The 25411-nt window shown below is 58.2% G+C and carries 25 protein-coding genes; 13 read left to right on the forward strand and 12 right to left on the reverse strand.

Going from position 1 to position 25411, the window contains the following annotated elements; all coding sequences use genetic code 11:
• Positions 1–33 precede the first annotated feature (33 nt).
• The 5 genes from G439_RS0101210 (at position 34) to G439_RS10690 (ending at position 5370) form a co-directional block, all read left to right on the forward strand.
• The gene (locus G439_RS0101210) at positions 34–966 is read left to right on the forward strand and encodes a phosphoribosylaminoimidazolesuccinocarboxamide synthase (RefSeq protein ID WP_022867367.1); all 933 of its coding nucleotides are present in this window, start codon (positions 34–36) and stop codon (positions 964–966) included.
• A 74-nt stretch (positions 967–1040) separates the two neighbouring features.
• Positions 1041–1322 carry a phosphoribosylformylglycinamidine synthase subunit PurS gene (gene purS, locus G439_RS0101215; protein ID WP_022867368.1) on the forward strand — a complete coding sequence of 94 codons (282 nt, stop codon included), beginning with the start codon at positions 1041–1043 and terminating at the stop codon, positions 1320–1322.
• A complete protein-coding gene (gene purQ, locus G439_RS0101220; RefSeq protein ID WP_022867369.1) occupies positions 1319–2029 on the forward strand; it encodes a phosphoribosylformylglycinamidine synthase subunit PurQ in 711 nt (236 codons plus the stop codon). The genes purS and purQ overlap by 4 nt, the downstream gene beginning before the upstream one ends.
• A gap of 37 nt (positions 2030–2066) precedes the next feature.
• On the forward strand, positions 2067–4436 hold the full coding sequence (gene purL, locus G439_RS0101225) for a phosphoribosylformylglycinamidine synthase subunit PurL (protein ID WP_022867370.1): 2370 nt from the start codon (positions 2067–2069) through the stop codon (positions 4434–4436).
• Positions 4437–4602: 166 nt separating this feature from the next.
• A complete protein-coding gene (locus G439_RS10690; RefSeq protein ID WP_022867371.1) occupies positions 4603–5370 on the forward strand; it encodes a CDP-alcohol phosphatidyltransferase family protein in 768 nt (255 codons plus the stop codon).
• On the opposite strand, the gene G439_RS0101235 is transcribed toward G439_RS10690, so the two are convergent.
• A complete protein-coding gene (locus G439_RS0101235; protein ID WP_022867372.1) occupies positions 5329–6258 on the reverse strand; it encodes a hypothetical protein in 930 nt (309 codons plus the stop codon). The genes G439_RS10690 and G439_RS0101235 overlap by 42 nt on opposite strands.
• 90 nt (positions 6259–6348) lie before the next feature.
• Here G439_RS0101235 and G439_RS0101240 point away from each other — a divergent pair, with 90 nt between their 5' ends.
• Complete coding sequence (locus tag G439_RS0101240; RefSeq protein ID WP_026459263.1) at positions 6349–6708, forward strand: sterol carrier family protein; 360 nt, start codon at positions 6349–6351, stop codon at positions 6706–6708.
• Positions 6709–6715: 7 nt separating this feature from the next.
• Here G439_RS0101240 and G439_RS0101245 read toward each other — a convergent pair whose 3' ends face one another.
• Positions 6716–6976, reverse strand: coding sequence for a DUF4235 domain-containing protein (locus tag G439_RS0101245; RefSeq protein ID WP_022867374.1), 261 nt, complete (start codon positions 6974–6976; stop codon positions 6716–6718).
• Positions 6977–7106: 130 nt separating this feature from the next.
• Here G439_RS0101245 and G439_RS10695 point away from each other — a divergent pair, with 130 nt between their 5' ends.
• Complete coding sequence (locus tag G439_RS10695) at positions 7107–8246, forward strand: type 2 periplasmic-binding domain-containing protein (protein ID WP_022867375.1); 1140 nt, start codon at positions 7107–7109, stop codon at positions 8244–8246.
• Here G439_RS10695 and G439_RS0101255 read toward each other — a convergent pair.
• Entirely contained in the window at positions 8236–9555 is a 1320-nt protein-coding gene (locus G439_RS0101255; RefSeq protein WP_022867376.1) for a DUF4921 family protein, read from the reverse strand. The two genes, G439_RS10695 and G439_RS0101255, sit on opposite strands and share 11 nt — an antisense overlap.
• A gap of 123 nt (positions 9556–9678) precedes the next feature.
• Between G439_RS0101255 and G439_RS0101260 the strand changes: the two genes are divergently transcribed.
• Positions 9679–10785 carry an oxidoreductase gene (locus G439_RS0101260; protein ID WP_022867377.1) on the forward strand — a complete coding sequence of 369 codons (1107 nt, stop codon included), beginning with the start codon at positions 9679–9681 and terminating at the stop codon, positions 10783–10785.
• On the opposite strand, the gene G439_RS0101265 is transcribed toward G439_RS0101260, so the two are convergent.
• The 4 genes from G439_RS0101265 to G439_RS0101280 all read right to left on the reverse strand — a co-directional run bounded on the left by G439_RS0101265 (position 10782) and on the right by G439_RS0101280 (position 15900).
• Positions 10782–11192, reverse strand: coding sequence for an ACT domain-containing protein (locus G439_RS0101265; RefSeq protein WP_022867378.1), 411 nt, complete (start codon positions 11190–11192; stop codon positions 10782–10784). The genes G439_RS0101260 and G439_RS0101265 overlap by 4 nt on opposite strands.
• 87 nt (positions 11193–11279) lie before the next feature.
• A complete protein-coding gene (locus G439_RS0101270) occupies positions 11280–12125 on the reverse strand; it encodes an aldo/keto reductase (RefSeq protein WP_022867379.1) in 846 nt (281 codons plus the stop codon).
• Between the two features lie 59 nt (positions 12126–12184).
• A complete protein-coding gene (locus tag G439_RS0101275) occupies positions 12185–14158 on the reverse strand; it encodes an ABC transporter ATP-binding protein (protein ID WP_022867380.1) in 1974 nt (657 codons plus the stop codon).
• Positions 14155–15900: an ABC transporter ATP-binding protein gene (locus G439_RS0101280; protein WP_022867381.1), complete on the reverse strand. Its 1746-nt coding sequence runs from the start codon at positions 15898–15900 to the stop codon at positions 14155–14157. The genes G439_RS0101275 and G439_RS0101280 overlap by 4 nt, the downstream gene beginning before the upstream one ends.
• A 118-nt stretch (positions 15901–16018) precedes the next feature.
• Here G439_RS0101280 and G439_RS0101285 point away from each other — a divergent pair, with 118 nt between their 5' ends.
• The 4 genes from G439_RS0101285 to G439_RS0101300 all read left to right on the forward strand — a co-directional run bounded on the left by G439_RS0101285 (position 16019) and on the right by G439_RS0101300 (position 20859).
• Positions 16019–16690, forward strand: a complete 672-nt coding sequence (locus tag G439_RS0101285) for a hypothetical protein (protein WP_022867382.1) — start codon at positions 16019–16021, stop codon at positions 16688–16690.
• A gap of 109 nt (positions 16691–16799) precedes the next feature.
• On the forward strand, positions 16800–17405 hold the full coding sequence (locus G439_RS0101290) for a PadR family transcriptional regulator (protein ID WP_022867383.1): 606 nt from the start codon (positions 16800–16802) through the stop codon (positions 17403–17405).
• Positions 17405–18133: an ABC transporter ATP-binding protein gene (locus tag G439_RS0101295; RefSeq protein ID WP_022867384.1), complete on the forward strand. Its 729-nt coding sequence runs from the start codon at positions 17405–17407 to the stop codon at positions 18131–18133. Before G439_RS0101290 ends, G439_RS0101295 begins: the two co-directional genes overlap by 1 nt.
• Positions 18130–20859: an ABC transporter permease family protein gene (locus G439_RS0101300; protein ID WP_022867385.1), complete on the forward strand. Its 2730-nt coding sequence runs from the start codon at positions 18130–18132 to the stop codon at positions 20857–20859. Before G439_RS0101295 ends, G439_RS0101300 begins: the two co-directional genes overlap by 4 nt.
• A gap of 27 nt (positions 20860–20886) precedes the next feature.
• Here G439_RS0101300 and G439_RS0101305 read toward each other — a convergent pair whose 3' ends face one another.
• The 5 genes from G439_RS0101305 to G439_RS0101325 all read right to left on the reverse strand — a co-directional run bounded on the left by G439_RS0101305 (position 20887) and on the right by G439_RS0101325 (position 23700).
• Entirely contained in the window at positions 20887–21288 is a 402-nt protein-coding gene (locus tag G439_RS0101305; RefSeq protein WP_026459266.1) for an RNA-binding S4 domain-containing protein, read from the reverse strand.
• A gap of 115 nt (positions 21289–21403) precedes the next feature.
• On the reverse strand, positions 21404–22198 hold the full coding sequence (locus tag G439_RS0101310) for a MerR family transcriptional regulator (RefSeq protein WP_022867387.1): 795 nt from the start codon (positions 22196–22198) through the stop codon (positions 21404–21406).
• Positions 22199–22260: 62 nt separating this feature from the next.
• Complete coding sequence (locus G439_RS10700; RefSeq protein ID WP_279379486.1) at positions 22261–22593, reverse strand: sulfite exporter TauE/SafE family protein; 333 nt, start codon at positions 22591–22593, stop codon at positions 22261–22263.
• A 31-nt stretch (positions 22594–22624) separates the two neighbouring features.
• Positions 22625–23344, reverse strand: a complete 720-nt coding sequence (locus tag G439_RS0101320; protein ID WP_022867389.1) for a hypothetical protein — start codon at positions 23342–23344, stop codon at positions 22625–22627.
• Positions 23341–23700, reverse strand: coding sequence for a DUF2510 domain-containing protein (locus G439_RS0101325; RefSeq protein ID WP_022867390.1), 360 nt, complete (start codon positions 23698–23700; stop codon positions 23341–23343). Before G439_RS0101325 ends, G439_RS0101320 begins: the two co-directional genes overlap by 4 nt.
• Before the next feature lie 141 nt (positions 23701–23841).
• Here G439_RS0101325 and G439_RS0101330 point away from each other — a divergent pair, with 141 nt between their 5' ends.
• A complete protein-coding gene (locus G439_RS0101330) occupies positions 23842–25410 on the forward strand; it encodes an aspartate:alanine exchanger family transporter (protein WP_022867391.1) in 1569 nt (522 codons plus the stop codon).
• The last annotated feature ends 1 nt before the right edge of the window (position 25411 follow it).

Raw genomic sequence — 25411 nt, forward strand, 5'->3', positions numbered from 1 at the left:
CTCGGGAAACGCAGAAGGATCAGGGAGGACACCATGACTGACCGCTACGAATTGCCCGGATGGGTCCATGTGTCCTCGGGCAAGGTGCGTGACATTTACGCTCCTGCTGATCTTGCGACAGGTCACCAGGTCGACAACCCTGATCGCCTGCTTCTGGTGACCTCCGACCGTATCAGCGCCTACGACTACATTCTGTCCACGCTGATCCCCGGCAAAGGCAAGGTTCTCAACCAGCTGGCCATCTGGTGGATGGGCCAGATGGGTGACATCATCAGCGACCACCTGCTGTCCACCCGTCACGATCCGACAGACCCACAGTCGGTGCCCGCAGCCGTTGACGGACGAGCCGTGGTTTGCAAGGCCTTGAACATGGTGCCCATTGAATGCGTTGTCCGCGGCTACTTGACGGGTTCGGGCCTGGTCGAATACAACGAGGGCGGGGCCGTGTGCGGTATCGCTCTTCCGGGCGGCCTCGTTGAGGCATCCCGTTTGGATACCCCGATTTTCACCCCCGCTGCCAAGGCGGAAATGGGTGACCATGACGAAAATATTTCTTTCGAACGGACCGTTGCGATGGTCGGTGAGGACCTGGCCGCACAACTGCGTGACACCTCGATCGCACTGTACGAGCGGGCCCGAAGGATTGCCGGCGAACGCGGCGTCATTATTGCTGACACAAAATTTGAGTTCGGCATCGAACCGACTACGGGCAGCCTCGTTCTCGGTGACGAAATCTTGACGCCCGACTCGTCGCGTTTCTGGCCTGCTGACCAGTGGCAGCCCGGACGCGTCACCCCCAGCTTCGACAAACAGTACGTCCGCGACTGGCTGGCTTCCCCCGAATCCGGGTGGGATAAGTCCACTGGCGATCAACCTCCAGCTCTGCCTGACGAGGTCGTGGCCGCCACGACGGACCGCTACGTCGAAGCCTTCCGCCGGATCACCGGCGAAGACCCCCAGCTCTGATCCGCGCGGTGGATCGGGACAACCAGCAGTCGGGGCCGCGCAGGGCGGACCCCGCACAAACAAGGAGGAACGCCGTGGGGCGAATCATCGTGGAAGTGATGCCGAAGCCGGAGATCCTGGATCCCCAGGGCAAGGCGGTCGGCTCGGCTCTTCCCCGGCTCGGCATTTCCAGCTTCACTTCGGTGCGCCAGGGCAAGTGCTTCCACCTGACGGTGGACGGCCCGGTCACCGACGAACTGCTTGAGGAAGCCCGCCGCGGCGCCGAAGAGGTTCTGTCCAACCCGATCATCGAAGACGTGGTCCGCGTGGAGGCCATCAACGAAGATGACGAGCGTTACGCCGGAGGCACCAAGTGACACGCGTTGGTGTTGTAACCTTCCCGGGCACTTTGGATGACCAGGACGCTGCCCGCGCGGTGCGCCTCGCGGGCGCCGAAGCAGTTTCCCTGTGGCACAAGGACGCTGATCTGCGCGGTGTCGACGCCGTGGTTTTGCCCGGTGGATTCTCTTATGGCGACTACCTGCGTTGCGGAGCTATTGCTGCTACGGCCCCCGTGATGAGCGAGGTTGTGCGCGCAGCCGAAGCTGGTATGCCGGTGCTGGGCATCTGCAACGGCTTCCAGGTTTTGTGCGAAGCCCACCTTCTGCCCGGTGCTTTGATCCGCAACGATCATCAGAAGTTCTTCTGCCATGACCAGGTGCTGCGCGTTGAAAATGCGAACACCGCATGGACTCGTTCCTTCGTCGAGGGCGAGACCATCACCATTCCTCTCAAGAACGGTGAAGGTAACTTCCAGGCTGCTCCCGCTGAACTTGAACGCCTTGAAGGCGAAGGGCGCGTCGTGTTCCGCTACGTTGACCTTAACCCGAATGGCTCGGCTTCCGACATCGCGGGTGTGACCAACGATGCTGGGAACGTCGTGGGTCTGATGCCTCACCCCGAGCATGCGGTCGAGCGCGGCTTTGGTCCTCTGGGTGTTGACGAGGACGGCGCTGCCGCCGGCCACGGCGGCACCGATGGCCTTAAGATCTTCACCTCCGTCCTGACGGCCCTGGTCGGCTGACGCGGCCCGCCCTCGTAGAAACGATCGGAAAAGACGAATGACTGACAACACTGTCACGAATCCCCGCGAGCTGCCCGACACCGTCGAGGATGCGGCCGCAACCCCCACCAAAGACATGCCGTGGAAAGAGTTGGGACTCAAAGAAGACGAGTATCAGCGCATCTGCGATATTCTGGGCCGACGCCCCACCAACGCCGAACTCGCCATGTATTCGGTGATGTGGTCTGAGCACTGCTCCTACAAGTCCTCTAAGAAGCACCTGGCCGAACAATTCGGCGCCCGCACCACCGACGAAATGCGCCGCAACCTCCTGGTCGGTATGGGCCAGAACGCTGGCGTCGTTGACATTGGCGGCGGTTGGGCCGTGACCTTCAAGGTTGAGTCTCACAATCACCCGTCCTTCGTTGAGCCCTACCAGGGTGCGGCCACGGGTGTGGGAGGCATTGTCCGCGACATTATTTCCATGGGTGCCCGCCCGGTTGCCGTCATGGATCAGCTGCGCTTTGGCGCTGTGGACCACCCGGACACTGCCCGCGTTGTGCACGGCGTGGTGTCGGGTGTGGGCGGCTACGGCAACTGCCTGGGTCTGCCCAATATCGGTGGTGAAACCGAGTTTGATCCGTCATACCAGGGCAATCCGCTGGTCAATGCCCTGTGTATCGGCACCCTGCGTCACGAGGATATTCACCTGGCCAACGCCACTGGCGAAGGCAATTTGGTGGTGCTTTTCGGTGCGCGCACCGGCGGCGATGGCATCGGTGGCGCCTCCATTTTGGCCTCGGAAACCTTCGAGGACGGTATGCCCGCTAAGCGTCCCTCCGTGCAGGTGGGCGACCCCTTCATGGAGAAGGTCCTTATCGAGTGCTGCCTCGACCTGTTCAGGGCTGGCGTCGTCCAAGGCATCCAGGACCTCGGTGCGGCGGGTATCTCCTGTGCGACCTCGGAATTGGCGTCCAACGGCGACTCCGGTATGCACGTTGACCTGGAGAATGTGCTGCTGCGTGACCCTACGCTGACCGCCGGCGAGATCCTGATGTCGGAGTCGCAAGAACGCATGATGGCGATTGTCACCCCCGAGGATCGCGATAAGTTCTTCGAGATCATCGACAAGTGGGACGTCGAGGCTGCCGTCATCGGCACTCTCACGGGTAACGGGCGCCTGACTATTGACCACCATGGGCATCGCATTGTCGATGTTGATCCCAAGACCGTGGCTCACGATGGTCCCGTCTACGACCGCCCCTATGCTCGCCCCGCATGGCAGGACGCCCTGCAGGCGGATACCTCCGATTCGCTGGCACGCCCGGCCTCGGGCGCTGAGCTGGTGGCCGACCTGACGAAGGTTCTCGGTGACGTCAACCAGGCATCCAAGGCGTGGGTGACCGACCAGTATGACCGCTACGTGCAGGGCAATACCGCTTTGGCCCAACCCGACGATGCGGGTGTGATCCGCGTTGACGAAGACACCAACCTGGGTGTGGCGCTGTCTACGGACGCTAACGGCTGGTACACGAAGCTCGATCCGGCGACCGGGGCTAAGCAGGCCCTGGCTGAGTCCTACCGCAACGTGGCCGTTGTGGGCGCAGAGCCGGTGGCGATCACCGACTGCCTGAACTTTGGTAACCCCGAAGACACAGACGCTATGTGGCAGCTGGTGACCGCTATGACTGCTTTGGCTGATGGCTGCATTGAGTTGGGTGTTCCCGTGACCGGCGGCAATGTGTCGCTTTACAACTCCTCGGGTACGGAAAAGAACCTGCCGACTTCGTCCATTAATCCGACGCCCGTCATCGGCATGCTCGGCATTATGAAGGACGTGACTCGAGCGAATCCTTCAGGCTTCACTGAGGACGGTCTGGCAGTTGTGCTGCTGGGCGAAACCCGCGCCGAACTGGATGGATCCGCGTGGGCGCGTATTGTCCACGATCACCTAGGAGGTCTGCCCCCCAAGGTTGACTTGGACGCCGAGGTCGCCCTCGGTAACGTCATCCGCGCACTGTCCGAGGCCGATGGGCCTGACGGCCGCCCGCTGATCCGCGCCGCGCATGACCTGTCTAACGGTGGCCTGGCTCAGGCCCTCGTCGATTCGTCGCTGCGTTTCGGTATTGGGGGTTCCTTCGATATCACCGAGGTCGCGGCCCGCGATGGGCTCAGCGACTTGGAGATGCTGTTGTCGGAGTCCCAGGCGCGCGCCATCATTGCTGTTCCCGAGTACGCGTTGGAGGCCGTGCATGCGGCAGCCGAGGCCGAGGGTGTCGCAGATGTTCGTTTGGGAACCACAGGTGGAGACATGTTGGTGGTTCAGGGTTCGGAGCTTTTGGCTGACGCTAATAACGGCGCGGGTTGGGCAGTGGATCTTGATGATCTGCGCTCCCTGTCTGAGTCGGCACTGCGCGACCGCTTCTGAGAAGTTTCGACGTGGGTAGCTGATCAGGGTTCTCCCTGATTGCGCCCCGAAACGCGTCGAAGAATTTCCTTCAACCCCGGTATCCGGTACACACTGGGTGCCGGGGTTGCCGCGTACATGACTCGTGGACGCGTTGCCACGATCTGATTAACTGTGAAGGAGCCTCATGGAGACACCGATGTGCCGCCTTATTGCCGCGTGGGCGGTTCATGCCCTGACACTGTCTGGAGTGGTATGGGCGCTCATGGCTGCCATTAGTTTGGCTCAAGGCGACATTGGGTGGATGTGGGTGTGGCTTGGAGTCGCCCTCGTCGTTGACGGAGTGGACGGCACCTTGGCCCGCAAGGTCGGAGTGCGTGAAGCGATCCCGTGGTTTTCTGGCTCCACTGTTGATATCGCAGTGGACTATATGACTTGGTCGTTCCTGCCCGCCCTCTTCATGTACTGGTATCTGCCCTTTGGCTCTGACAAGGTCGCATTAGCAATGGCCATCATTGCTGCAGTGTCATCCTTGTTCTGCTACGCCAGTGAATACGAGAAGTCTGCGGACAACTACTTTGTTGGTTTCCCGGCTGCGTGGAATGTCGTGGCCGTCATTATGTACGTTCTGGATACGCCCGCTTGGATCAATATCGGTGCGACCGTCATCTTGGCGATCCTCACCCTGGTTCCCCTTCACTACACCCACCCCTTTAGGTGTGTGCGCTTCCGCAAGATCAACCTGGCATCGGTTGCCGGCTGGATCGGAGCGACAGCAGCCATGGTTGCCTTCTATCCGAATAAGCCCTGGTGGCTATTGGCGATCTTCTGGGTATGCGGTGGCTGGTTCATCCTGTCGGGCATTATCCGCACCGTGGTCGGTCCGGATCGTCCAACCAAACGACCGCGCCAATCAGCCGCAGGCGAGGCCTCTGCGAACCACGACGTCGCGTAGCCACCGAAGCACTTCGAGCAGGATAGCCCCCAAGAACATCGCGGCTACGAAAGCCAGGACTGCCGGGGGCGCGTGGCGACCGTGCATCCAAAAGTAGATGTAGGGGGCAATAAAGGTCACGACCGTGACGAAGAAAGCTAGAACGCGTTCCCAGGTGCGGCGTCCGGCCACCATCGTGATGATGCCCCAGGTGTAGGGGATTGCAGTGACCACATCAATGAGCCACAGTATCCACACTTTGCCCGTGAAACCGGGAATTGCAACAACGGGCAGGGCGCGCAGCAGCGAATAGACGAACACAACGACGTATGCGATGAACTTTGGGTTGCGAGCCAAGCGCAGAGCCCAGGGTCTTTCAATAATGCGCACGCCGCAGGTTCGAGCTGCCCGGATCGAGGTCGAAGAGGCCGTCAGTGCGTCAAGATCGGTGAGGGCTCGTGCCAGGAGGGGGCGGCGAATCGGGTCGTTGGACCACTGGGAGATGAGCTGAGGCAGGCTGATCGCCACGGGTGTGATGCCATCGCGTTCGGGGCCGGCTCGTTGAACCAGATCTGGGCCGAAAATCTTGTCGATGGAAGCTAGGCGCGTGGTTTCGATTGCTGCAATCCACAACAGGTGGCGGTGCTGCGCACCCTCGCGAATGTGATCGACGAGGAGGTGCACGGCGGCTGGCGCGAGGGCTTCGATGCCCGCACACTCGCAGGGTACGAGGTCGGAGATGAAGGAGACGTCGTGGGTGTTGCGGGGGTTGAGGTCTCCGGCTCGGTCAACTCCTGCGCAGTTAACGAGGACGGTCGCGTCCCATTGCAATGTTCGGGCGATGCGCGTATCGAGGATGGAGCGTAAAGCTACGGCTTGCTCCCATAGGCGCATGTGATGGTGTTCCACTGATCCTCCTGGATTCAATTTTGGCTGATCAGAGGGCTGTCTGTCTGTGGGGGTTCGCCCTGATTTCGTTTTGAACACTAGGCTGGGGTGGTGGCGAAGCGACGCATTGACTCAGCAGACGGTATGGCAGCACTCGCGCAGTGGCGTAGCGACAAGCAGGCGACGCCTCGGCGTGTGGTGGCGACTGCCGTCCGATTCACTTTGGAAGAGTTCGCAGCAGCTCACCCAGGCCGTTCTGTCGAGGTACGTGTGCCTCCGGCGGGCGCGGTTCAGGTGATTGCTGGTTCGACGCATCGGCGGGGAACACCGCCTGCCGTCGTTGAAACCGACCCCCACACGTGGCTGAGTCTGGCTACCGGTGAGATTACCTGGGAGTCAGCTTGCGCAGCAGGAGATGTTCAAGCCTCGGGTGAGCGTACGGACCTGGCAGGGTTCTTGCCGCTGTTATGAGGTGGGCTCAGGCTTCGATCTGGCCGACCGATTTGCCGCCGTACCACTTCTTAGCGCCGCGTAGGGCGTAACGCTGAGTCACAGCGACAATGGCCGCGGAGGCTGCGGCAAAGAGAATAACGGAGACCAGCGCGGCCTCGTCGTCGTCCTCTTTGGGAATGTCATGTCCGGTGACAAGTTTCCATCCGATTTCGGTGACCTTGTTGGCTGCTAGAGCTGACAGACCCAGGGCGCCGGCGCTGGCAATCTTCCAACCGAGATCTTCCATGATCATTCCTTCCGCGCGATTGTGTTACCTCCATCATGCCTTACGAGGCGCGCCCGGCGCATCCGGGGAAGTGTCAGGGGGCCGAGGCCGCCTAGACTTGGAGCAGTTCGTTCCATATTGAAGGACCGTCATGACTGTTCATCGTTGCCGCACTCTCGGCGCACTTATCTCGGCTGGAGCTGTGCTCGCCCTCGTTGTATCCGGCTGCACTCCCTCGGTGTCAACGACGGCGCCCACCGATCCCTTCGCCCAACCGATCGTGCCGCGGGCAGCTACGAATCCAGTAGTGCACGATGAGGCGCAGTCGGGAACCTTGGGCGCTGGAGAGCCTCGCACCGGCCGCGGGGTTGTGCGCACCGCCGTCATTGAGGGAGCCCAATTACCTGAGGCTGTCAGTGAAGCGTTCCGGGCAGACACAGGTTTTGAACTGCAAGTGACGCAGGGCGTGCGCGTGAGCGAGCTGACCGCGCAGTCCTTTGACGTCGTTGTTGGATTGGATCCTACCGATGCCCAACTTATGGCCGCGGCAGGAACTATCGGTACTCAGGCCCCCGAAGATGCTGTAGCGATCGAGGACAAGGGCGTGGATGGGGTTCCGGCTGCCATCGCATACGGGCGCGACGACGTGTGTGTGGTGGCCGATGCGGTGTGGATATCGGCTAATCGCGTGGCTGTCCCTGCTGGTCTTGACGACCTCATTAAGACGAGCTACGCGTCGCAGTTGGTGATTCCTGACCCTTCGACGTCGTCGATCGGTCGAGCTTTCATTCAGGGTGTCGCTCAGGCAAAGGGAGGCGATGCTTCGGCGTGGGAGGGCTCTGTTAAGAAGGAAGGCGTCCAAGTTGTCGCATCGGCGGACGAGGCCATTGCTGGCTGGAGTGCACGCGCCTCGGCAGGTGCGGGGATGCCTTTCGTGGTTGCTCCGCGTTCGACCTTGTCGCTGGTGTTAGCCAATACGGGCGTTGAATCCGCGGGGGTTGCGGCTGAAACGACATGCGTTCAGAGGTACCTATATGCGGCGGGGGTCGCCGGTGAGGGCGAAGAGTATTCAGATGGTGCGGAGTCTTTGATGGCCTGGCTGCAGGGGTGGCAGGCTCAGCGTCAGTTGGCGCAGCTAGGAGCAGTTGATCCACTGGATCTTGGTGCGAGCCAAGACTCTGCGGCCCAGTGGTTCCTCACTCCAGGGGAAGGCGCGATTGTGCTGGGCGATTGGTCACCGGAGGTGTCGAGGGCGGCTGTGAAAACCTGGGTGGAGGCGGTCAGTCAGTGAGCATCGCAGTGTCGACGCGGCACTCCTGACCGATCTTCATCGGCGCAATCTCGCCGCGTTCGCGCATCTGCTCAAGACGTGGAACAACCTTCTCCTTGACCTGCCACGGATCAATCGTGTTCAAGTAGATGCGCGTACCGCCTTCAAAACCGGCAACCGTTGAAATCCTCCACTTAAGCAGGATCCTCCAGCGCATCGGCGTTGATACCGAGGGCGGACGGTGATACCACTCCTCATTGCAAGGAACATCGGTACCCGTAGCAGCATGAGCAGCGTGCAAAATATCGGAAACGCCGCGCATCTGTTCGTCGCTGACCTCCCACGGGTTGCGAGGAGTATGCAAAGGCCATACTGCAATGCCGGGGAAACGATGCCCGAAGCTAGCCAAAGCTACCGCGTGGTCGTTCTGGGCGATCAACAGTTTACGAGTCGCTCCCACCGTCCAGATCGTCTCGTAAATATCGGGCTGAGAGCGCACACGGTCAAGCTCTGCCTCATTCTGAACGGATAGCTCATCGATGGCCACCAACTGCTTGTGCAAGTGATCGAAGGACGCTCCCGCAGGTTTGAGCCAGTTCTGGAAAGCTGCAACATATCGGACATATGGGTTTAACTCGTACAAATCCTGCATGGAGCGAGCCGTGTAGGCCGTGTACTGGTAGTGCTCTTCGGGAGTCAACGTGCCCGAGCCGGCGAGCTGGGTATTATTCGTCGCCCCATCAATGTAGTGGCGCCGCCCGACGATCAGATCATGCCCGCCGGAGAAAAACCCGTTCGCCTCCTGCAGCTTGGCTGAGTCCGACATTGCTGCGAATTCGCCCTCGGAAACACCAGAAGCCAGTAATCGCGCCTTGACTACTTGCATGATGTGCTCATACCCGGCGCTCGACGCCAGATATTCGGCCATGCGGCGGTGCGCATCCTCGGAAGGGACATGACCGTGGTTGAGGTTCCAATACTTGTAAGAGACGATCTCAAATAGGTTGGGAATACGGCGAAATTGCGCGGTTGTGTCTGCCAACTGGTCTGCGGGCAGCCCGGTTAATTCTTGCCACGAGCCGTCGTCGGTGCGAACGAGGCGCGACTTCTCCGGCGGAGTCTCCAAATAGCGCCCCGAGCAGAAAGCACAGTGATGGCCCGCGAAATCATGGTCAATAGGGGATGGATCGGGGTGAGGAATACCAATTGGCCGGTGGCCTCTACCGGGTACAGTCCACACCTCCGTCCCCGTCAGGAGGTTCTGCTGCTTGACCGTCCCATCTGCGAGTCGCACAATGGCGCGGTCGGATCGGGAGAGCTCCTTTGCCATGGCTTAACGATACCTGGCATTAACGGCGACCGAGATTTAAGACAATGGGTGGCGGGGAGATCTGATTAATGGCTGGTTGTTGTCCATGAGCGTAATCTGAAGCAATGCCAGAGTCTCATCTTTTTGCCCCCCGTCTCTGTTGGACCTGTCGATGTGTCGAATCGACTCTGGATGCCACCCATGTGCCAGTACTCAGCGGCTGAAAAGGGCGCCGAACTCGGGCGTCCCACGGATTGGCATTACATCCACTACGGTGCCCGCGCTCTTGGGGCAGTGGGGGCGATCATTGTTGAAGCCACCGCAGTGACCGTTGAGGGAAGAATCTCCATTGGATGCCTGAGCCTGCATGATGACGATCAGATTCCGTCATTCGCTCAGCTCGCCGACCTCATCCATGCAGGCGGTGCAAAAGCCTTTATCCAACTCAACCACGCAGGTCGCAAAGCATCTTCTCCGCGAGGCTGGGAACATCACCTGGGCCAACTCAGCGAAGAAAACGGCGGTTGGCAAACGGTTGCGCCCTCGTCGATTCCATTTGCCGAGGGCGAACGCGAGCCATTCGCCCTGGATGGCCAGCAGATTGAACAGACTATTGCGGCATTTGAAGCGGCTGCTGTGCGCGCAATCGAAGCTGGTTTTGATGGAGTCCAGATCCATGGTGCTCACGGATACTTGATCCACCAATTCCTCTCACCGGCGTCGAATACGCGTACCGACCAATGGGGAGGCAGCTTCGAGAATAGGACCCGTTTTCTTCGGACTATTGTGCGCCGTCTCCGTGACATCATTGGAAATAACGCGCTCCTAGTGCGGTTGTCGGCAACCGACTGGGTTGAGGATGATGCTAGGCCAGGCGCGAGGTCGTGGACAGTTGCGGATTCCCAGATCCTGGCCGTCGATTTGGCGCGCGACGGCATCGACATGGTCAACATCTCCACGGGTGGAAACCAAAACGTAGCGATCTCATTAGGTCCCGGCTACCAGGTTGAAGCCGCCGCAGCCGTACGCGACGCACTGCGAGAATCCGGTGCCGACATACCAGTGTCTGTTGCGGGGATCATCACCCAGGCTCAACAGGCTGCAAGCATCGTAGAGTCACAGCTGGCTGACGTGGTTGAGGTGGGGCGCCCTCTACTATCAGATCCTATGCTCGCCAGAGCCTGGGCTAGTGCCCTTGACGCCGAGGCAGCCCCGATGCCGGTGCAGTATCTGCGAGCGTTCAAACGCTAGGGCTTAGGCAACCAACCCTTGGCATTCTTTGAAAGTTCAGTGAGTAAGTCCGCCGCTTCCTGCGCCCGATCTGCCTGTACAAAGAGGTGGTAGTGGCGGGCACAGGCGATCGCATTGGCAACAATGGAGCGCGCCGACAGAATCTGAGAAATCGTGGCGGTAATGCCCACCGAATCCAGGTCAGCCTGCAGGCCTAGCGAAATCAGCGTATAGGTTTTTTCTGTTGGCAGTCCTGCGGCAAGGGCTTGGTCCTTATCGACGACGACGGTGTAAGCATCAATGTCACGAATGATCGCGAAAGCATCGATCCCTGTAGGGATCTGGTCAACGAGCGCGAACACGTACTCGCCTTCGGGGGTAGCCGATAAAGAGGCGAGAGCTTGATCAAGATTGGGCATTCCGGACATGCATACAGAGTAGCCAGAGCATGGCGACACCGTGGACACCTGTCCACGGATGGAACACGCTTGGGTGGGGCCGATAATAATGTGAGATCAAAGGCGGTCAAGAGTGTCGGGATGCGAACCCGTACGACCAGCTTCTCCTTCGTCCAAAGCATCGATTCGGGCAATCTCCTGGTCGCTGAGTTCGAATCCAAAGACGTCGAGATTTTCTGCCTGGCGTGAGGGTGTCACCGACTTAGGAAACACAACGTCACCGCGCTGTAACGCCCAACGCAGTGCCACCTGCGCGCCCGAAACCCCGTGTGCTTGGCCGATTTCAACCAGAGTGGGATCCAATGCGGCTCGTCCTCGTGCCAAAGGAGACCATGCCTGGAAGACCATGCCGTTGGCCTTTGTGAAGTCGCGGACCTGGCGATTCTGGAAGAAGGGATGCGCTTCTACTTGGACAACATGAGGCGCAACCGTTGCTCGCGACATGACCGTTTCAATATGTTCAACCTGGTAGTTGGACAAACCGATAGCGAGCGCCCGCCCTTGCCCATGGAATTCTTCGAGGACGGGCCACGGCAGGGCCACGTCTCCTCCGTAGTGCATAGGCAAAGGCCAGTGGATTAAGAAAAGATCAACGTAATCGATGCGTAGGTCGCGCAGGGTTTGCTCGAAAGACTCGCGGGCAACTTGCGGTTCGTGGTTACCGTTATTGAGCTTGGACGTGATGAAGAGTTCCTCGCGCGCAATTCCAGAGTCGGCAATTGCGCGACCGACCTCGTCCTCGTTGCCGTACATCTGAGCGGTGTCGATGTGGCGGTATCCCAGTTCGAGGGCGCTCGAAACGGCCTCGTACACGCCCTCGGTCACCTTGTAGGTTCCGAAGCCAAACTGGGGCATAAGCCGGCCGGTGGGCAAGGAAACCTGCGGAATACTGGGTGCGGGCATGACGGTCACCTGACTAGTCGACGGGGAATGAATACGCGAGGGCGCTAACCCTTCGCACTTCAGTCTGCCACGGAACCTGGTGCTTGCGCAGGGCCTGCGAACTGGGCGTTGTAGAGGCGCGCGTATGCGCCGTCAGCAGCCAAGAGTTCGTCGTGGGTGCCGGTTTCAACAACGTCACCGTCTTCCATGACCATGATGACGTCCGCGTCGCGAATGGTGGAAAGGCGGTGAGCAATGACGAACGCTGTGCGGCCTTGGCGCAAACGCTCCATAGCGCGTTGGATGAGTACCTCTGTTCTGGTATCGACCGAGGACGTGGCTTCGTCCAAGATCAAGATGTCGGGACGGGAAACGAAAGCTCGCGCTATCGTCAGAAGCTGGCGTTCTCCCTGGGACACCGTGTCCCCGTCGTCGCTTACGCGTGTCGCATATCCATTGGGGAGCTGGCGGATGAGTCGGTCGGCTGCGGTCTGTCGGGCGGCTTCGACAACCTCGTCGTGAGTGGCTTCGGCAGCGCCGAAAGCAATATTTTCTTCGATGGTGCCGTCGAAGAGCCACGTATCCTGCAACACCATCCCGATTCTGGCGCGCAGAGAATCCTTGTCGAGGGAACGAATATCGACTCCGTCGAGCAGAATCCGTCCCGAGTCCAATTCGTAGAAGCGCATTAGCAGGTTCACCAATGTGGTTTTGCCTGCCCCAGTTGGCCCGATAATCGCCACCATTTGGCCCGGCTCAACACTCAGCGACAGATCTTTGATGATGGGCTTTCCCGCAACGTAGGAAAAATTCACATGGTCAAAGACCACCGAGCCTCGGGTGTGGCCCTCGACCGGATTGGCTGCATCCTCTTCCATTTCTTTCGCGTCGAGGAACTCGAAGACCCGCTCAGCTGACGCCACGCCCGACTGCAAAGAGTTTGCCATTGAAGCCAACTGGCCGATGGGCTGAGTGAATTGACGCGAATACTGAATGAAAGCCTGAACCTGACCAAGGGACATCGATCCCGAAGCGACCATGAGGCCACCGCCCACAGCGACGATCACATAGGACAGGTTCGAGATCAGATTCATGAAGGGCATCACCAGATTCGAAATGAATTGGGCTGCAAAACTCGAACGATACAAACGAGAATTTGCCTGAGTGAAGGAATCGGTGAACTCATCTGCTAACCCGTATAAGGCAAGGACCTCGTGGCCGGTAATAGATTCCTCAACCAGGTCAGACACGTCACCCGTCGACTTCCATTGTTGGCGGAATTGGGGCTGGGCGCGCGACATGAGGACGCCAGACAAGACCACGCCCAAGGGGATGACGATCAATGCCAGGATGGTGAGCTTGCCTGACAGGGTGAGCATCATGGCGAAGATGCCGATGACAGTCAGGATTGCTTGGAAGAACTGCGAAAGAGTCTGGTTGAGGGTCTGCGTAACGTTATCAACGTCGTTGGAAACCCTTGACATGAGGTCGCCGCGTGACTGTGAATCCAGGTAAGACAATGGGAGGCGTTCAATCTTGGATTGAATCTGGTCGCGCATCCGCCAACCCATGTTCTGAATGATGATGCGAATAATCCAACCGCCCAAGAAAGAAATGAGTGCGGAAGCTGCATAGATGGCACAGCACGCCAGCAAGATGTGGCCGAGTTCATCGAAGTCGATGCCGACTCCTGGCATGACATCCATGGCGGAGAGCATGTCGGCCAGTCGGTCGTTCCCCTGGTCGCGCAAGGCAGCGACGGCCGCGTCTTTCGAGGGGGCGTCGGCGATCATTCGTCCAACGACACCGTTAAAGACGGTATCGGTTGCCTGGCCGAGAATTCGTGGAGCAATGACCGACAGGGCAACAGAAATTGTGGAAGCAATGATGGTGAGTAATACGAGCCAACGGTCGGGCGTTAGACGGCCTAAGAGTCGGATGAAGGAGCCCTTGAAGTCTTGAGACTTTTCAGTTGCGCCCATTGCGCCGTGTGGGCCACGCATGCCGGGGCCACGCCCGGCAGGTCTGCGCTGTGCATGCCGGTTGGTACTCATGCTGCCTCCTCTTCGCTCATCTGGGAGTCAACGATTTCTTTGTATGTGGCGCATGAAGTCAGGAGCTCTTGGTGCTTGCCGCGACCGACGATGTGCCCGTCCTCGAGGACGAGTATTTGGTCGGCGTTCCGAATCGTTGCCACCCTTTGACCCACGATGAGGACGGCGGCCCCATCCGTGTAGCGCGGAAGACTCAAACGCAGACGGGCATCGGTGGCGTAGTCCAGAGCCGAGAAGGAATCATCGAAGATGTAAAGGTCAGCTTGGCGGTAAAGGGCTCGGGCAATGGCTAGGCGTTGGCGCTGCCCACCTGAGAAGTTTGAACCACCGGCCTCGACCTCGTGGTCGATTCCGTCGGCGAAAGAGGAAACAAATTCGCTGGCTTGCGCGCCCTCGAGTGCCCACTGGACGCGTTCACGCTGGGCAGCATCTGGATTCTTCGTTCCCGAGACCGTGGTCGCGATGGACCCCGAGAACAGGTAGGTGTGCTGGGGGACAACGGCGATGCGCGAACGGACGTCGGCAAGGGAGAGTGCGGTCAGCGGGATTCCCGAGGCCGTGACAGCCCCCTGCGACGGGTCCATCATCCGAGGTAGGAGATTAACCAGAGTGGTCTTGCCCGACGCAGTAGCCCCAATGATCGCGGTGGTTGTTCCGGGTGCGAGGCTCACGCTGATGTTTTCTAAGACGGCTTCTTCAGCTCCCGGATACCGCAGAGTGACATTTTCCAGTGCGAAAGCCCAGGTTTTCGAAGGCGACTGGGCCCGCTCGCGCGGCGCAGGATCACAAATTGTTGGAGCGTGTTTGACAACGGCTTGGATCCTCTTGGCGGAGACGTTAGCTCGCGGAACCATAATGAAGATCATCGCCGCCATCATCACGGCCTGGGAGATCATGGCAACGTAGGTGATGAAAGCGGTTAATTCCCCTACCTGCATCTGCCCGGAATCAATGAGATCAGCACCGAACCATTGGACAGCAACGGTTGACAGTGAAATCACAATGGTGACGGCGGGGAACATGATGGCAAAGCAGGTTCCGATTTTCAGGGCTACCGAGCGCAGCCGGTCATTGGCGCCGCTGTAGCGCTGGCGGATAAAGGTTTGGCGTACGAATGCCCGGATTACTCGAATGCCAGCGAGTTCTTCTCGTAGCACCGTGTTCATGTCGTCGATGCGTTCTTGTTGAAGTTGGAAGAGGGGAGCCAGACGCCTCATGATGAGTGCGATGATCAATGCGAGTACTGGCACGAGGACGGCCAGAAGCCACGAGAGTCGAAGATTTTGATTGAGTGCTTGAATGACACCGCCGACGCCCATAATGGGTGCGCCGATCATGACTGAGAAGGTCAGCAGAGTGGTCATCTGGACCTGTTGAACATCGTTGGTGGAACGGGTGATCAGCGACGCTCCGCCGAAGGCGTGGAAGTCTTGGCTGGAAAAAGTGTGGATGTGGGTAAATAGGCGGTGGCGCAGTGTGGCTCCTAGCGACATGGCTAGACGTGCGCCGAGGTAAATAGCGATAGCAGTGCAGATCATTTGGCCAGCTGCGATAACTAACATTTGCAGGCCGAGTTGCCAGATGAGGTCGGTGTCTCCGGTGGCCACTCCCTCGTCGATAATGCGTGCATTGAGGTTGGGCAGTTCGAGGGCGGCAATGGTTGCTGCGATCTGCAAGACAATGATTGCCAGAACTTCCCAGATTCGTTTTTTAAGGTGCTGCCATGCCAGTGTCAGGAGCATGTTCCTTGCTTTCGTAAAAACTTGATTTTCAGGTTACTGAAAATTGTAGATCTGGCCGACAACGATCAGCTTGTGAAGCTGTGTTTTGGGTGGCGACTCACACGGATATGATCGACCTATGGCTTGTTCTCCTCGTCCTCGTACCGCTGCCTTCACAAGCGAACAGATCGAACTCGGCCTCTTCCTCCTCATCGCTCATGCATACTCGGCGCGTATCGAGGTCGGTTCCCCTCAGGTTGATCCCGTGATCCAAGGAGTGCTGGGGAAAGTTCTCGGAAAGAACGGACTTGGTGATGCGCAAGTTGCGCAGGCGTGTGCCGCGATCCAGGCGGCCCGCAAGGCCGTAGAAGGGGGGTGGTGTCCAAGCGTGTCGGCAGGGCGAATTGATGAAGCTCGCAAGGAACTTCTAGCCCAGTGGGGAGTGGAATCAAGTAAGGGGGCGCTGATCTGGCCGCCCGCCTCGCGAACGATCGCTGTGCGGCTGGGGCAAGGGAGCTGGGCCGATGCTCTGGCTGCATTTTCAATCCCTGTTTCCAATCTGGGGCGTCAGCGCGGCTCGGGGCGTTTTGGCCCCGAGGAGATTCGACGGGCAATTCGTCACTACTTAGACAGTTTGGATGAGGGTAAAGGGGTGGCAAGTTTTGCGGGATACAGCCAGTGGGCTGAGGAGGCGCGAGCTCGTGGAGATGTTCAAATCCCTTCTCCTGCAACGGTTCGTCAACGATATGGCACCTGGGCAAAAGCGTTGGGTGACGTTGAGGTTGAATGTGTGGTAAAAAATGGGGTGTAGGCCACTAAAATATTGTCGGGCTAACGTTTTGTCAACATCACGGGTTACGATGGCTCAATCTGAATGAAGCCCTGTGGTCGTTTCGCAGCGACCTTGAAAGTGAGATCTGATGTCTGTTCGCAACGCTCTACTGGCACTCGTAGCCCAGCAGCCCGCTGGCGTCTATCGCCTCAAGCAGATGTTTGAAGAACAGACTTGCGGAGCTTGGCCTCTGAACATCGGACAGGTCTACCAAACGATGCAGCGCCTCGAGCGCGACGGACATGTCATGTCCCACGCAGAAACAAATGCGGGACGCGACTCTGAGGTCTTTGAACTCACCGACACAGGCCGTGACGTTCTGGCTGAATGGTGGTCCACGCCTGTCGCCCGCGAACACCCCGAACGCGATGAACTTGTCATGAAACTTGCTGTGGCTGCCGCAGACCCAACGGTTGATGTCGCCTCCCTAATCCAGACCCAACGTCGCGCGACGCTGACCGCTCTGCGTGACATCACACGGCTCAAGTCCAGTGCAGACGACTCCGAGTTGGCTTGGAAACTGATCCTTGAACGTCATGTCTTCGACCTCGAAGCAGAACTGAATTGGCTTGACCACATCGAGTCGGGTGCAGTGTCCGAGGCCGCCCGCCGCGCCGCCTTCGCTGCAGCCAAGGGCCGCTCCGCAACGTGGGCAGGCGTGGAATCTATGATTGCTGAGCACACGATCGTCTAATGAGTCTTGCACCGGTCCCCTTACAGATGGCCGGCGTCGGACATGAGTACGGCACCGGCCGCGCAACCCTCAGAGCGCTCGACGGAATTGACCTCGAAGTCAAGCCCGGCGAGCTTCTCGCTGTCATGGGGCCCAGCGGGTCGGGCAAAAGCACGCTACTGAGTATCGCTGGCGGACTCGAAAGTCCCATGGAAGGCACAGTGATCGTTAACGGAGTCAATCTCTCCTCACTCGACTCCGTCGAGCGTGCACGCATCCGCAGACAGTCCATCGGATACGTCTTCCAAAACTACAACCTCATCCCTTCCCTGTCGGCTGTAGAAAACGTTGAAATGCCTCTGCAGCTCGACGGCATCAGCACAAGAAAGGCTCGTCACGCGGCCCTCGTTGCCCTCGGAGAAGTTGGCGTCGCTGACTTGGCCGATCGCTTCCCTGAAACTTTGTCTGGTGGACAACAGCAACGCATTGCGATTGCTCGTGCCCTCGTCGGACGCCGGTCAATTATCCTTGCCGATGAACCTACCGGAGCCCTCGACTCCAATACTGGCGAACAAGTGATGATGACGCTGCGCGACCACATTGACGCCGGAGCAGCGGGCATCCTCGTCACCCACGAAGCACGTTTTGCGGCCTGGGCAGACCGCACCGTCTTTCTGCGCGACGGACGCATCGTTGACCGTTCCCGCACAGACACCATGGCGGAGCTCTTCAAGCCGGCGCGATCATGACCGCCATGTTTTCGCGGCTGAGAATCCTGGGGCGTCGTTGGGGTGTTGCTTTACGCGTCACCCGCAGAGGAATCCTGCATGACAAAGGCAGATCCCTATCAGCCGTGGTGGTTATCGCTCTGCCTATTGTCTTAGCCATCTCCTCCATTAATCTGTGGGGTGCTCTGGGGTCGCCCAGATACGCTGCATCCCAGCGGCTGGGGGACAACTCGTCGGTACAAGCAGTCGTGTCACGTTTATCGTTGGGGCCAATCCAGCAAGATGCCACCGCTGAATCTGTGATCAGCGTCGACACGGCTCCGGTTGTTGACGTCAGCCTGGAAGACTTTACCCACCTCATTCCCGTAGGTAATACGACTGTCGCCGTCGACTTCCTCTACCAGGTGACCACCCAGGTTCGAGGGCGCAATGTGCAGGTCGTCATTCCTTCAGCGGAGCAGACTGCATCACTGGATGCTCCCGGAATTGATATCGACGCATCAGGGCGGCTGGAAGCAGGGCAAGCTGTTCTGAGCCGAGACGTCGCCGAACAGATTAGTGCTGCGCCAGGAGACATCATTGACCTCTCCGTTGAGGTAGAAGTTGGTCGATTCTCCGAACGTATTACAGGCAACGCTGAGGTTGCTCAGATCATCGAAGGTGAAACTCGGCGTCTCATTGTCGGCGACTCAACGTTGGATGTTGATCGGCTGAACATTGCGGGGAAGACCTATACGTCGTGGTACGTCGTGGGTGTGACACCGGTGAACTGGCAGGACATTGAGGACTTGAACAAACTTGGTTTTGTTGCAATCTCCAGGTCTGTGCTCGCCGACCCGCCGACTTTAGACGAGTTGCCTTCCGCGGTCGCCACGCATCGGTCTGCGGCTCCCATTTTTAACCCGTGGCAGTTTTTGCTTATTGTTGCTGGGGTTTTGCTGATCCTCGTCGAAATGGTGCTGCTGGTTTCCCCAATCTTTACAGTGACGCAAAGATCAACGATGCGCACGGTTGCGATGATTGCTGCCAACGGTGGTGACCGGCAAGATCAGCGGCGTTTGATGATTGCCCACGGTGTGCTTATTGGCAATGCTGCGGCTGTCGTCTCAACCGCTCTGTCGATAGCAGTGGCCTTTGGTATTGGTGCCTACCTCGGACTTGGAATCACGATCATTCCGCTGTGGACGCTGTTCCTGGCGTTCGCGCTTCCGGTGGCTTTGTCAGTGGTTGCGTCTTTGACGCCAGCGAAGTCCTCTGCGCAGATGGATGCCTCTGCGGTAATCTTGGGGCGAACCTGGATGCCTTCTCGTCTGGTTAGACGTCAGATCGCCTATCCGATCATGCTGCTTGCAGCTTTGCCCATTCTGATCGCTAGTGCCTGGAGTGGCCACGTGATCCTCTTGATTCTGGGCGTCACTTTACTTGAAGCCGGTTTAATCGGTTCCTTACCGTACATCATTAAACAATGGTCAAGTCCGCTGCCGACCGCTTCCATGAGTTCAAGACTTGCTTTGCGTGACGCGGTGCGTAATGGACACCGCACATTCCCAGCGATGGGGTCCATTCTCACGACAGTTTTTGTGGCCAGCGCTCTGCTGATTACCCTCTCCTCAACTAATGCCGCTGCGTGGAAAGTCCACGCCCATGTGGGTCAGCACGGGCAGGTGTTTGTGACCGGTATTGATCCGGCTGATTCCATCCAACACGCACGTCAGATCCAAGACCGAGCTACACAAGCGCTTCAGCGTGAACGCTCAGTTTCTGATTCGGTTGTCATGCAGGGGCTGACGTGGAAGTCAGGGGTAAACGGTCCCGAGGTCATTGTTGAGGCTGTATCTGGTCTGGACGGCTCCACTGTATCGCTGTCGGATGAGGCTCCTGCCATGGCGGAGTTGGACTTGGCCTACATCGTGGACGATGGTTCTTATCTTCAAGCGTCGGGACTGCTTGGGGATGATGAGTTGGTTGACGTGGTGACCACCCTTGAAAGAGGCGGGGTACTGGTGCCGGAGGAACATCTGGTATCCGGAAGAGGAACCGCAACGATTCGTAGCGTTGAAATTGAAGATACGTTGATTGCATCCGTGGTACAAGGTGGTCAAGTATCTGATCCCCAGGTGCTGGTGTCTCAAGATTTTGAGGCGGCCGTCTTTGATAGTGTCAATGTGATCGTCCTGTCTCCCCAGGCAGCTTCGGAACTCAAAGTGCCGGTTCGTCCTCTCGGTGCTCTGGTGACTTTGGGAAAACCTGTGAATACCTTTGAAGCCGCGGGTATGGAGTCTCGGATTTCTCAGCAGGTTGTTGGTGCTTCGATTAACGTAATAGCGCCGTCACCTACCGCGGTGTTGCTACCGTATTTGGCTGCGTTGGTGGCACTGGTTGCGGCAGCTGGAACTGTGGCGATGGTGATTGTCTTGTCGTCCTCGGACATGCGCCCAGATCTGGATATTTTGGATGTGCTGGGTGCCCAGCCGCAGATGCGACGCAAGGTTACGACCTACCAGGGATTGCACTTGGCATTGACGTGTATTCCGGTGGCTGTGCTTTCGGGTCTGATCGCCGGAGTCCTTGCGGTTGTGTCTTTGGACCGTTCTGGCATCTTCACTTCTCAGGTGGGATCGATGGTCCCGGTGATCCCGTGGGTTGCATTGGTGGGAATGCTCATTGGGATGCCTCTTGTGGCGGCGGTTGTCGCATTTGTTTTGACTCCACGCCGCCAAGAGAGACTGCGCAGGATCAACTCCTAAGTGTTGAGGCTTCCGGCAGTGTTGGCGTCAGTAGTGCAGGTGGGAGTCTCGGCCTCTGAGTTGGTCAAGTTCGCGGCGTTCTTTCTTTGAGGGACGACCGGTTCCTCGATCTCTGATTCCGACGGCAGCTACAGACAGACGAGGCCGGGGCGGGGTGAGATCCTCGTAGCAGGTACACGCCTGGGGTGCTCCGACACGTTTGACGAGTAGCCCAGTGACTCGCAAAATTCGGTCAAAGCCTTCAATACGTAGACGCACTTCATCACCGACGCGCAGTTTTTGAGCGGCCTTAACTGAATCACCATTGACCTTGACGTGTCCTGCTCGGGCTGCTGATGTTGCTTGCGAGCGCGACTTAACCTGCCGGGTCGCCCACAGCCACGTATCGACACGCACCGTGTCTGCGGTGGCTAGGGCCCCGGCAGGAATGGGTTTGAGGGCTTCAAGCGCGTCAAGCTTCTCAGCGTTGTTCTGGTCGTCGCTCACCATCCGATCCTACCCGCGAGGGACGCCCAAAACTTCGCCGAGGGACGCCCAAGTTGGGTCACTGCCACTGAGCTCTTTCTGGGTCAACGCCGTGAGCACGAGCATTCGCATCAATCACATCTTTCAACCATGCTGCAAGTCCCGGTCTGAGATCTTCGTAGTGCGCAGTGAAACGAGGATCTGCCACGTACATCCGCCCCAAGAGAACATGCTTAGCTGGAGTGACTTCAAACCAGTTCATGCTGCGCCGGTGCTTCTCAGCTAGCTCATTGGCACGAGCGCTCCCTGCTTCCTCACCCTCAGCCATTGCTGCTGCTAACTGCAACTCAACCTCGCGGATTCGCTCAAGGTCTTCCTGCTTCTCTTGAAAGCTCTGCTGGGATAGATGACTCTGAGCTTTGCTCCAGTCGTCGGTATGTCCCCACTTCTCTTCAGCTTCCGCTTCGTAGGCCATCCACTGCGACCCATAAATTTCGGCTTGTTCTTCCATACTGATCGAACGTCCCTCCTGATGCTCGGTGAGCATCCTGTCGACTGCCCGGACCATCCGGTGCAGGTGAGAGATGCGTTGAGTGAGCAGGTTGCGTTGAGACAAAAGATGATCGATTGAATCAACGTCAGGGTCGTCAAGCACCGTCCGAATCTGAGACAGAGTCATGCCGGTTTCTCTATAGACCAGCACCTGGTGAACTCTGCCAACATCCTCAGACGTATAAAGGCGATATCCAGACCAAGTACGTCCGGAGGCATGCACGAGGCCGATGGCATCCCAATGGTGCAGAGTGCGAATACTGACTCCTACAAGGTTAGCAACGGCTCCTACCGTCAGCCCTTCATCGGTGCTTGAAACCATGCCTGCTCCTTTTCACTACATCTGTCACTTGGCTCAGCATGGTCCTTGACGTTGCGTCAGAGTCAAGCAAACATTTGAAAGCTGAGCCTGCCAATCAGCGCAATCACCACCGCAATGAGCACGGCTCGCACAAAGCGCGGCCCTAAGTGGGTAGCCGTCCGAGTTCCCAACCAGCCACCGAGCATATTTGCCACTGCCCTCATGGCACCGAGTTTCCACTGGATTGCTTCCTGGGAGGCGAAGAAAATCAAAGCTCCAAGATTTGTCCCAGCGTTGACCACCTTCGTCATCGAGGTTGCTTTCAGGGTTGGCATATGAGCAACCATCGTGAATGCCAAGACCAGAAAAGATCCTGTTCCCGGCCCCAGCATCCCGTCGTAAAAGCCCACGAGCAGCCCAAAGGGAAGGTCACATTGTTAGGTTACTTCAGCCCGCGAGCCACCAAGAATCTGTCATCGTTGCGCAGTATTCGTCTGCGCCGTCGAGGGTGACACTCCACCTTGCGGCAGTCCCGTCAGTGGGTACATTCTCAACCTTGACGGTTTGAGAATACGTGAAATCCCCAGACAAGAGCTTTTGAGGCGTAACCCCAGCTGTAACCCAAATATCGAGGGCACCAAATTCAGCCATGGAAGTCTCTGGCGAGACTTGAATGGTTCCTCCGATGGTTGACGAGAATGCAGTTCCTTCGCACACGTCAATAGTCGTTTTAATTGCGGACCGCGGCATGAAGATCGAAGCGGCGTCGGCAAACTCAGCCATTTGTGAACACTCTTCACGAACCTGCTGAAGGCCGGCAGATGGGAGAGTTTTGAACTGGCTTACAAGTTCAACGAGGTTGGCCCGATTTTCCACGGTCATTTGTGCACACCAGTCGCGGCCAGCTTTGGCGCCAGATAGCGCGTCGTATTCGGTTTGAGCGTCGAAAATTTGGTCTCTGATCTCTTCAGTTTGTTCAGCCAAGGATGCCTTCTCTTCTTTGAGGACGGAAAGTTCACGATTTGCTCTGGCTATTTGGGAAGTGAAAATCACCGTGAGGACAATGAAGACGACCGCTAATACAACACCGGCGAGGGCGAAGATTGAGACTGGGTGGAATCTGCGGGGCTTGGTCGTTGTGGGTGCTTGAGGATTTGGCGTTGTCATCGCAGCTCCTCCAATTGCTCGCGGATGATTTCCAGATCGGTTTGAGCGTTCTTCAGGTTTGTTTTCTCCTGATCCACGAGGCTGCGTTCATCCTCGACGGCTTGAGGCAGCGCAACCGACCCAACAAAGGTTGCCAGTGCGGTGCACGCGAAGATGAAAGCGCCCACCCAAATGATCACAGTCGATACGATCATCGACGTCCGAGCTTTCGGTCGAGCAGAGGCGGGGGACGAAGGCGATCCCGCAGCCTGGGAAGGCAGATCACGCAAGTGGTCAGTCCAAGTTGTCCCGTCCCACCAACGCAGCCTCCCCGATCCAGCGGGATCGGGATACCAACCTTGAATCGGAGTGCTCATCAGTGCTCTTCCTGTTCGCCAATGAATCGCCGTGTCGATTCTTTGGAAATGATCTTTTCACGAATTCGTTCAGTCGGTGTCGTGGCACGTTCCACGTTGTCGAGGGTAGGGCACAGGGTGTGCTCTGGTTAGTCTGGGAACATGGCATCCCTGCTTACAGTCAACCCGCTTCTGACTCTTTTCTTCGTAGTCGGCTTGGGAGCCGTCCTCGGCGCAATCAAATTTGGTCCCCTGCGTTTTGGGGCTGCAGGCGCCCTTTTTGTCGGCTTGGCCGTGTCGGCGTGGAGCCCAGCTTCGGGTGAAGGTATGGGCATCGTGCAGCAGATCGGTTTGGCCTTTTTCGTGTACACGGTTGGTATTTCGGCTGGAGCAACTTTCTTTGCGGATCTGCGCAAACAGGCGGGCTTATTGCTCAGTTGCGCCGCGGTATGCGTGGCGGGAGCGACGATTGCCATTGTTGGCGGGAATCTTTTGGGTCTAAGCAAGCCTTTGACTATGGGGCTTTTTACCGGTTCGTTGACGGCGGCCCCTGCGTTGGATGCTGCTACCCGTGTGACTGGGGACCCCGATGCTGCGGTGGGGTATGCCTTTGGTTATCCCATTGGTGTGGTCGTTGGGATCATTGTTGTGACGATGACGGTGACCCGGCAGTGGCGTGGAGATAAGGACACGCCCTCGCTGGCTGGGGCCGGTTTGGACACAGTGACTGTGCGCGTGCGTGAAGCAGTGTCAACCCGGGCGATTGCTCCGTGGCGTGAGCAGCGAATCCGGATGTCGTATTTGCGTCGCAATGACCGTACCCGCGTGGTCATTCCCGGCGAGACATTGGAAGCCGGTGACCTGGTGTTACTGGTGGGCGATCGGCGCAATCTTGACGAGGCCACGCCTTTAATTGGTGAAGCTGTCGAGCATCATCTTGAAGATGACCGCACGGATGTGGCTTTCGAACGCATTGTCGTATCGAACCCGGACGTGGCGGGCCGCTCGGTAGCTGAACTCAATTGTGCTTCCCGTTTTGGAGCTGTCATTACCCGAGTGCGCCGCGGCGACCTTGATCTTTTGGCACGCGACGACCTCGATTTGCAGCTTGGAGACCATGTTGCGGTGGTTGTCCCCACCAAGGAGCTGGACGCTGTTCAAAGATGGTTGGGTGATTCTGAGAAACGCGTGGCCGAGGTCGATGCCATGGCTTTTGGTATTGGCATGGTGTTGGGCCTTTTGCTGGGAGCCGTGCCATTCCCAATGCCAGGTGGCGCGACCTTCGAATTGGGCTCCGCAGCTGGTCCTCTGATTGTCGGAATGCTGTTGGGAGCTTTGCGTCGTACGGGTCCTCTGGTGTGGACGTTGCCGTCGGCTGCGAATCTGACGATCCGCCAGATCGGACTCATGCTCTTCCTAGCAGCTCTGGGGTTGAATGCTGGCCCTGCGTTGGCATCACTTCTAGCGTCCGACCTGGGGTGGAAAGCCGGGTTGCTGGCGGTAGTGATCGTTGCAGTGTGCTGCGTCTTGCAGTCTCTAGCGGGTCGTTTCCTGGGGCTGTCGGCGGCAAGGGCGGCCGGGGGAGTGGCCGGTTTCCTGGGTCAGCCCGCCGTCTTGCAAGCAGCGGATGCTCGGGTGGCAGATGAACGTATCGAGGCTGCTTATGCGACGCTTTTCGCGTTCTCTATCGTCGTGAAGATCCTCCTCGTCCCTTTGATCTGGTCGCTTTGAG

Origin of the sequence: Schaalia vaccimaxillae DSM 15804 (assembly GCF_000420425.1) — a bacterium.
Lineage (GTDB): Bacteria > Actinomycetota > Actinomycetes > Actinomycetales > Actinomycetaceae > Pauljensenia > Pauljensenia vaccimaxillae.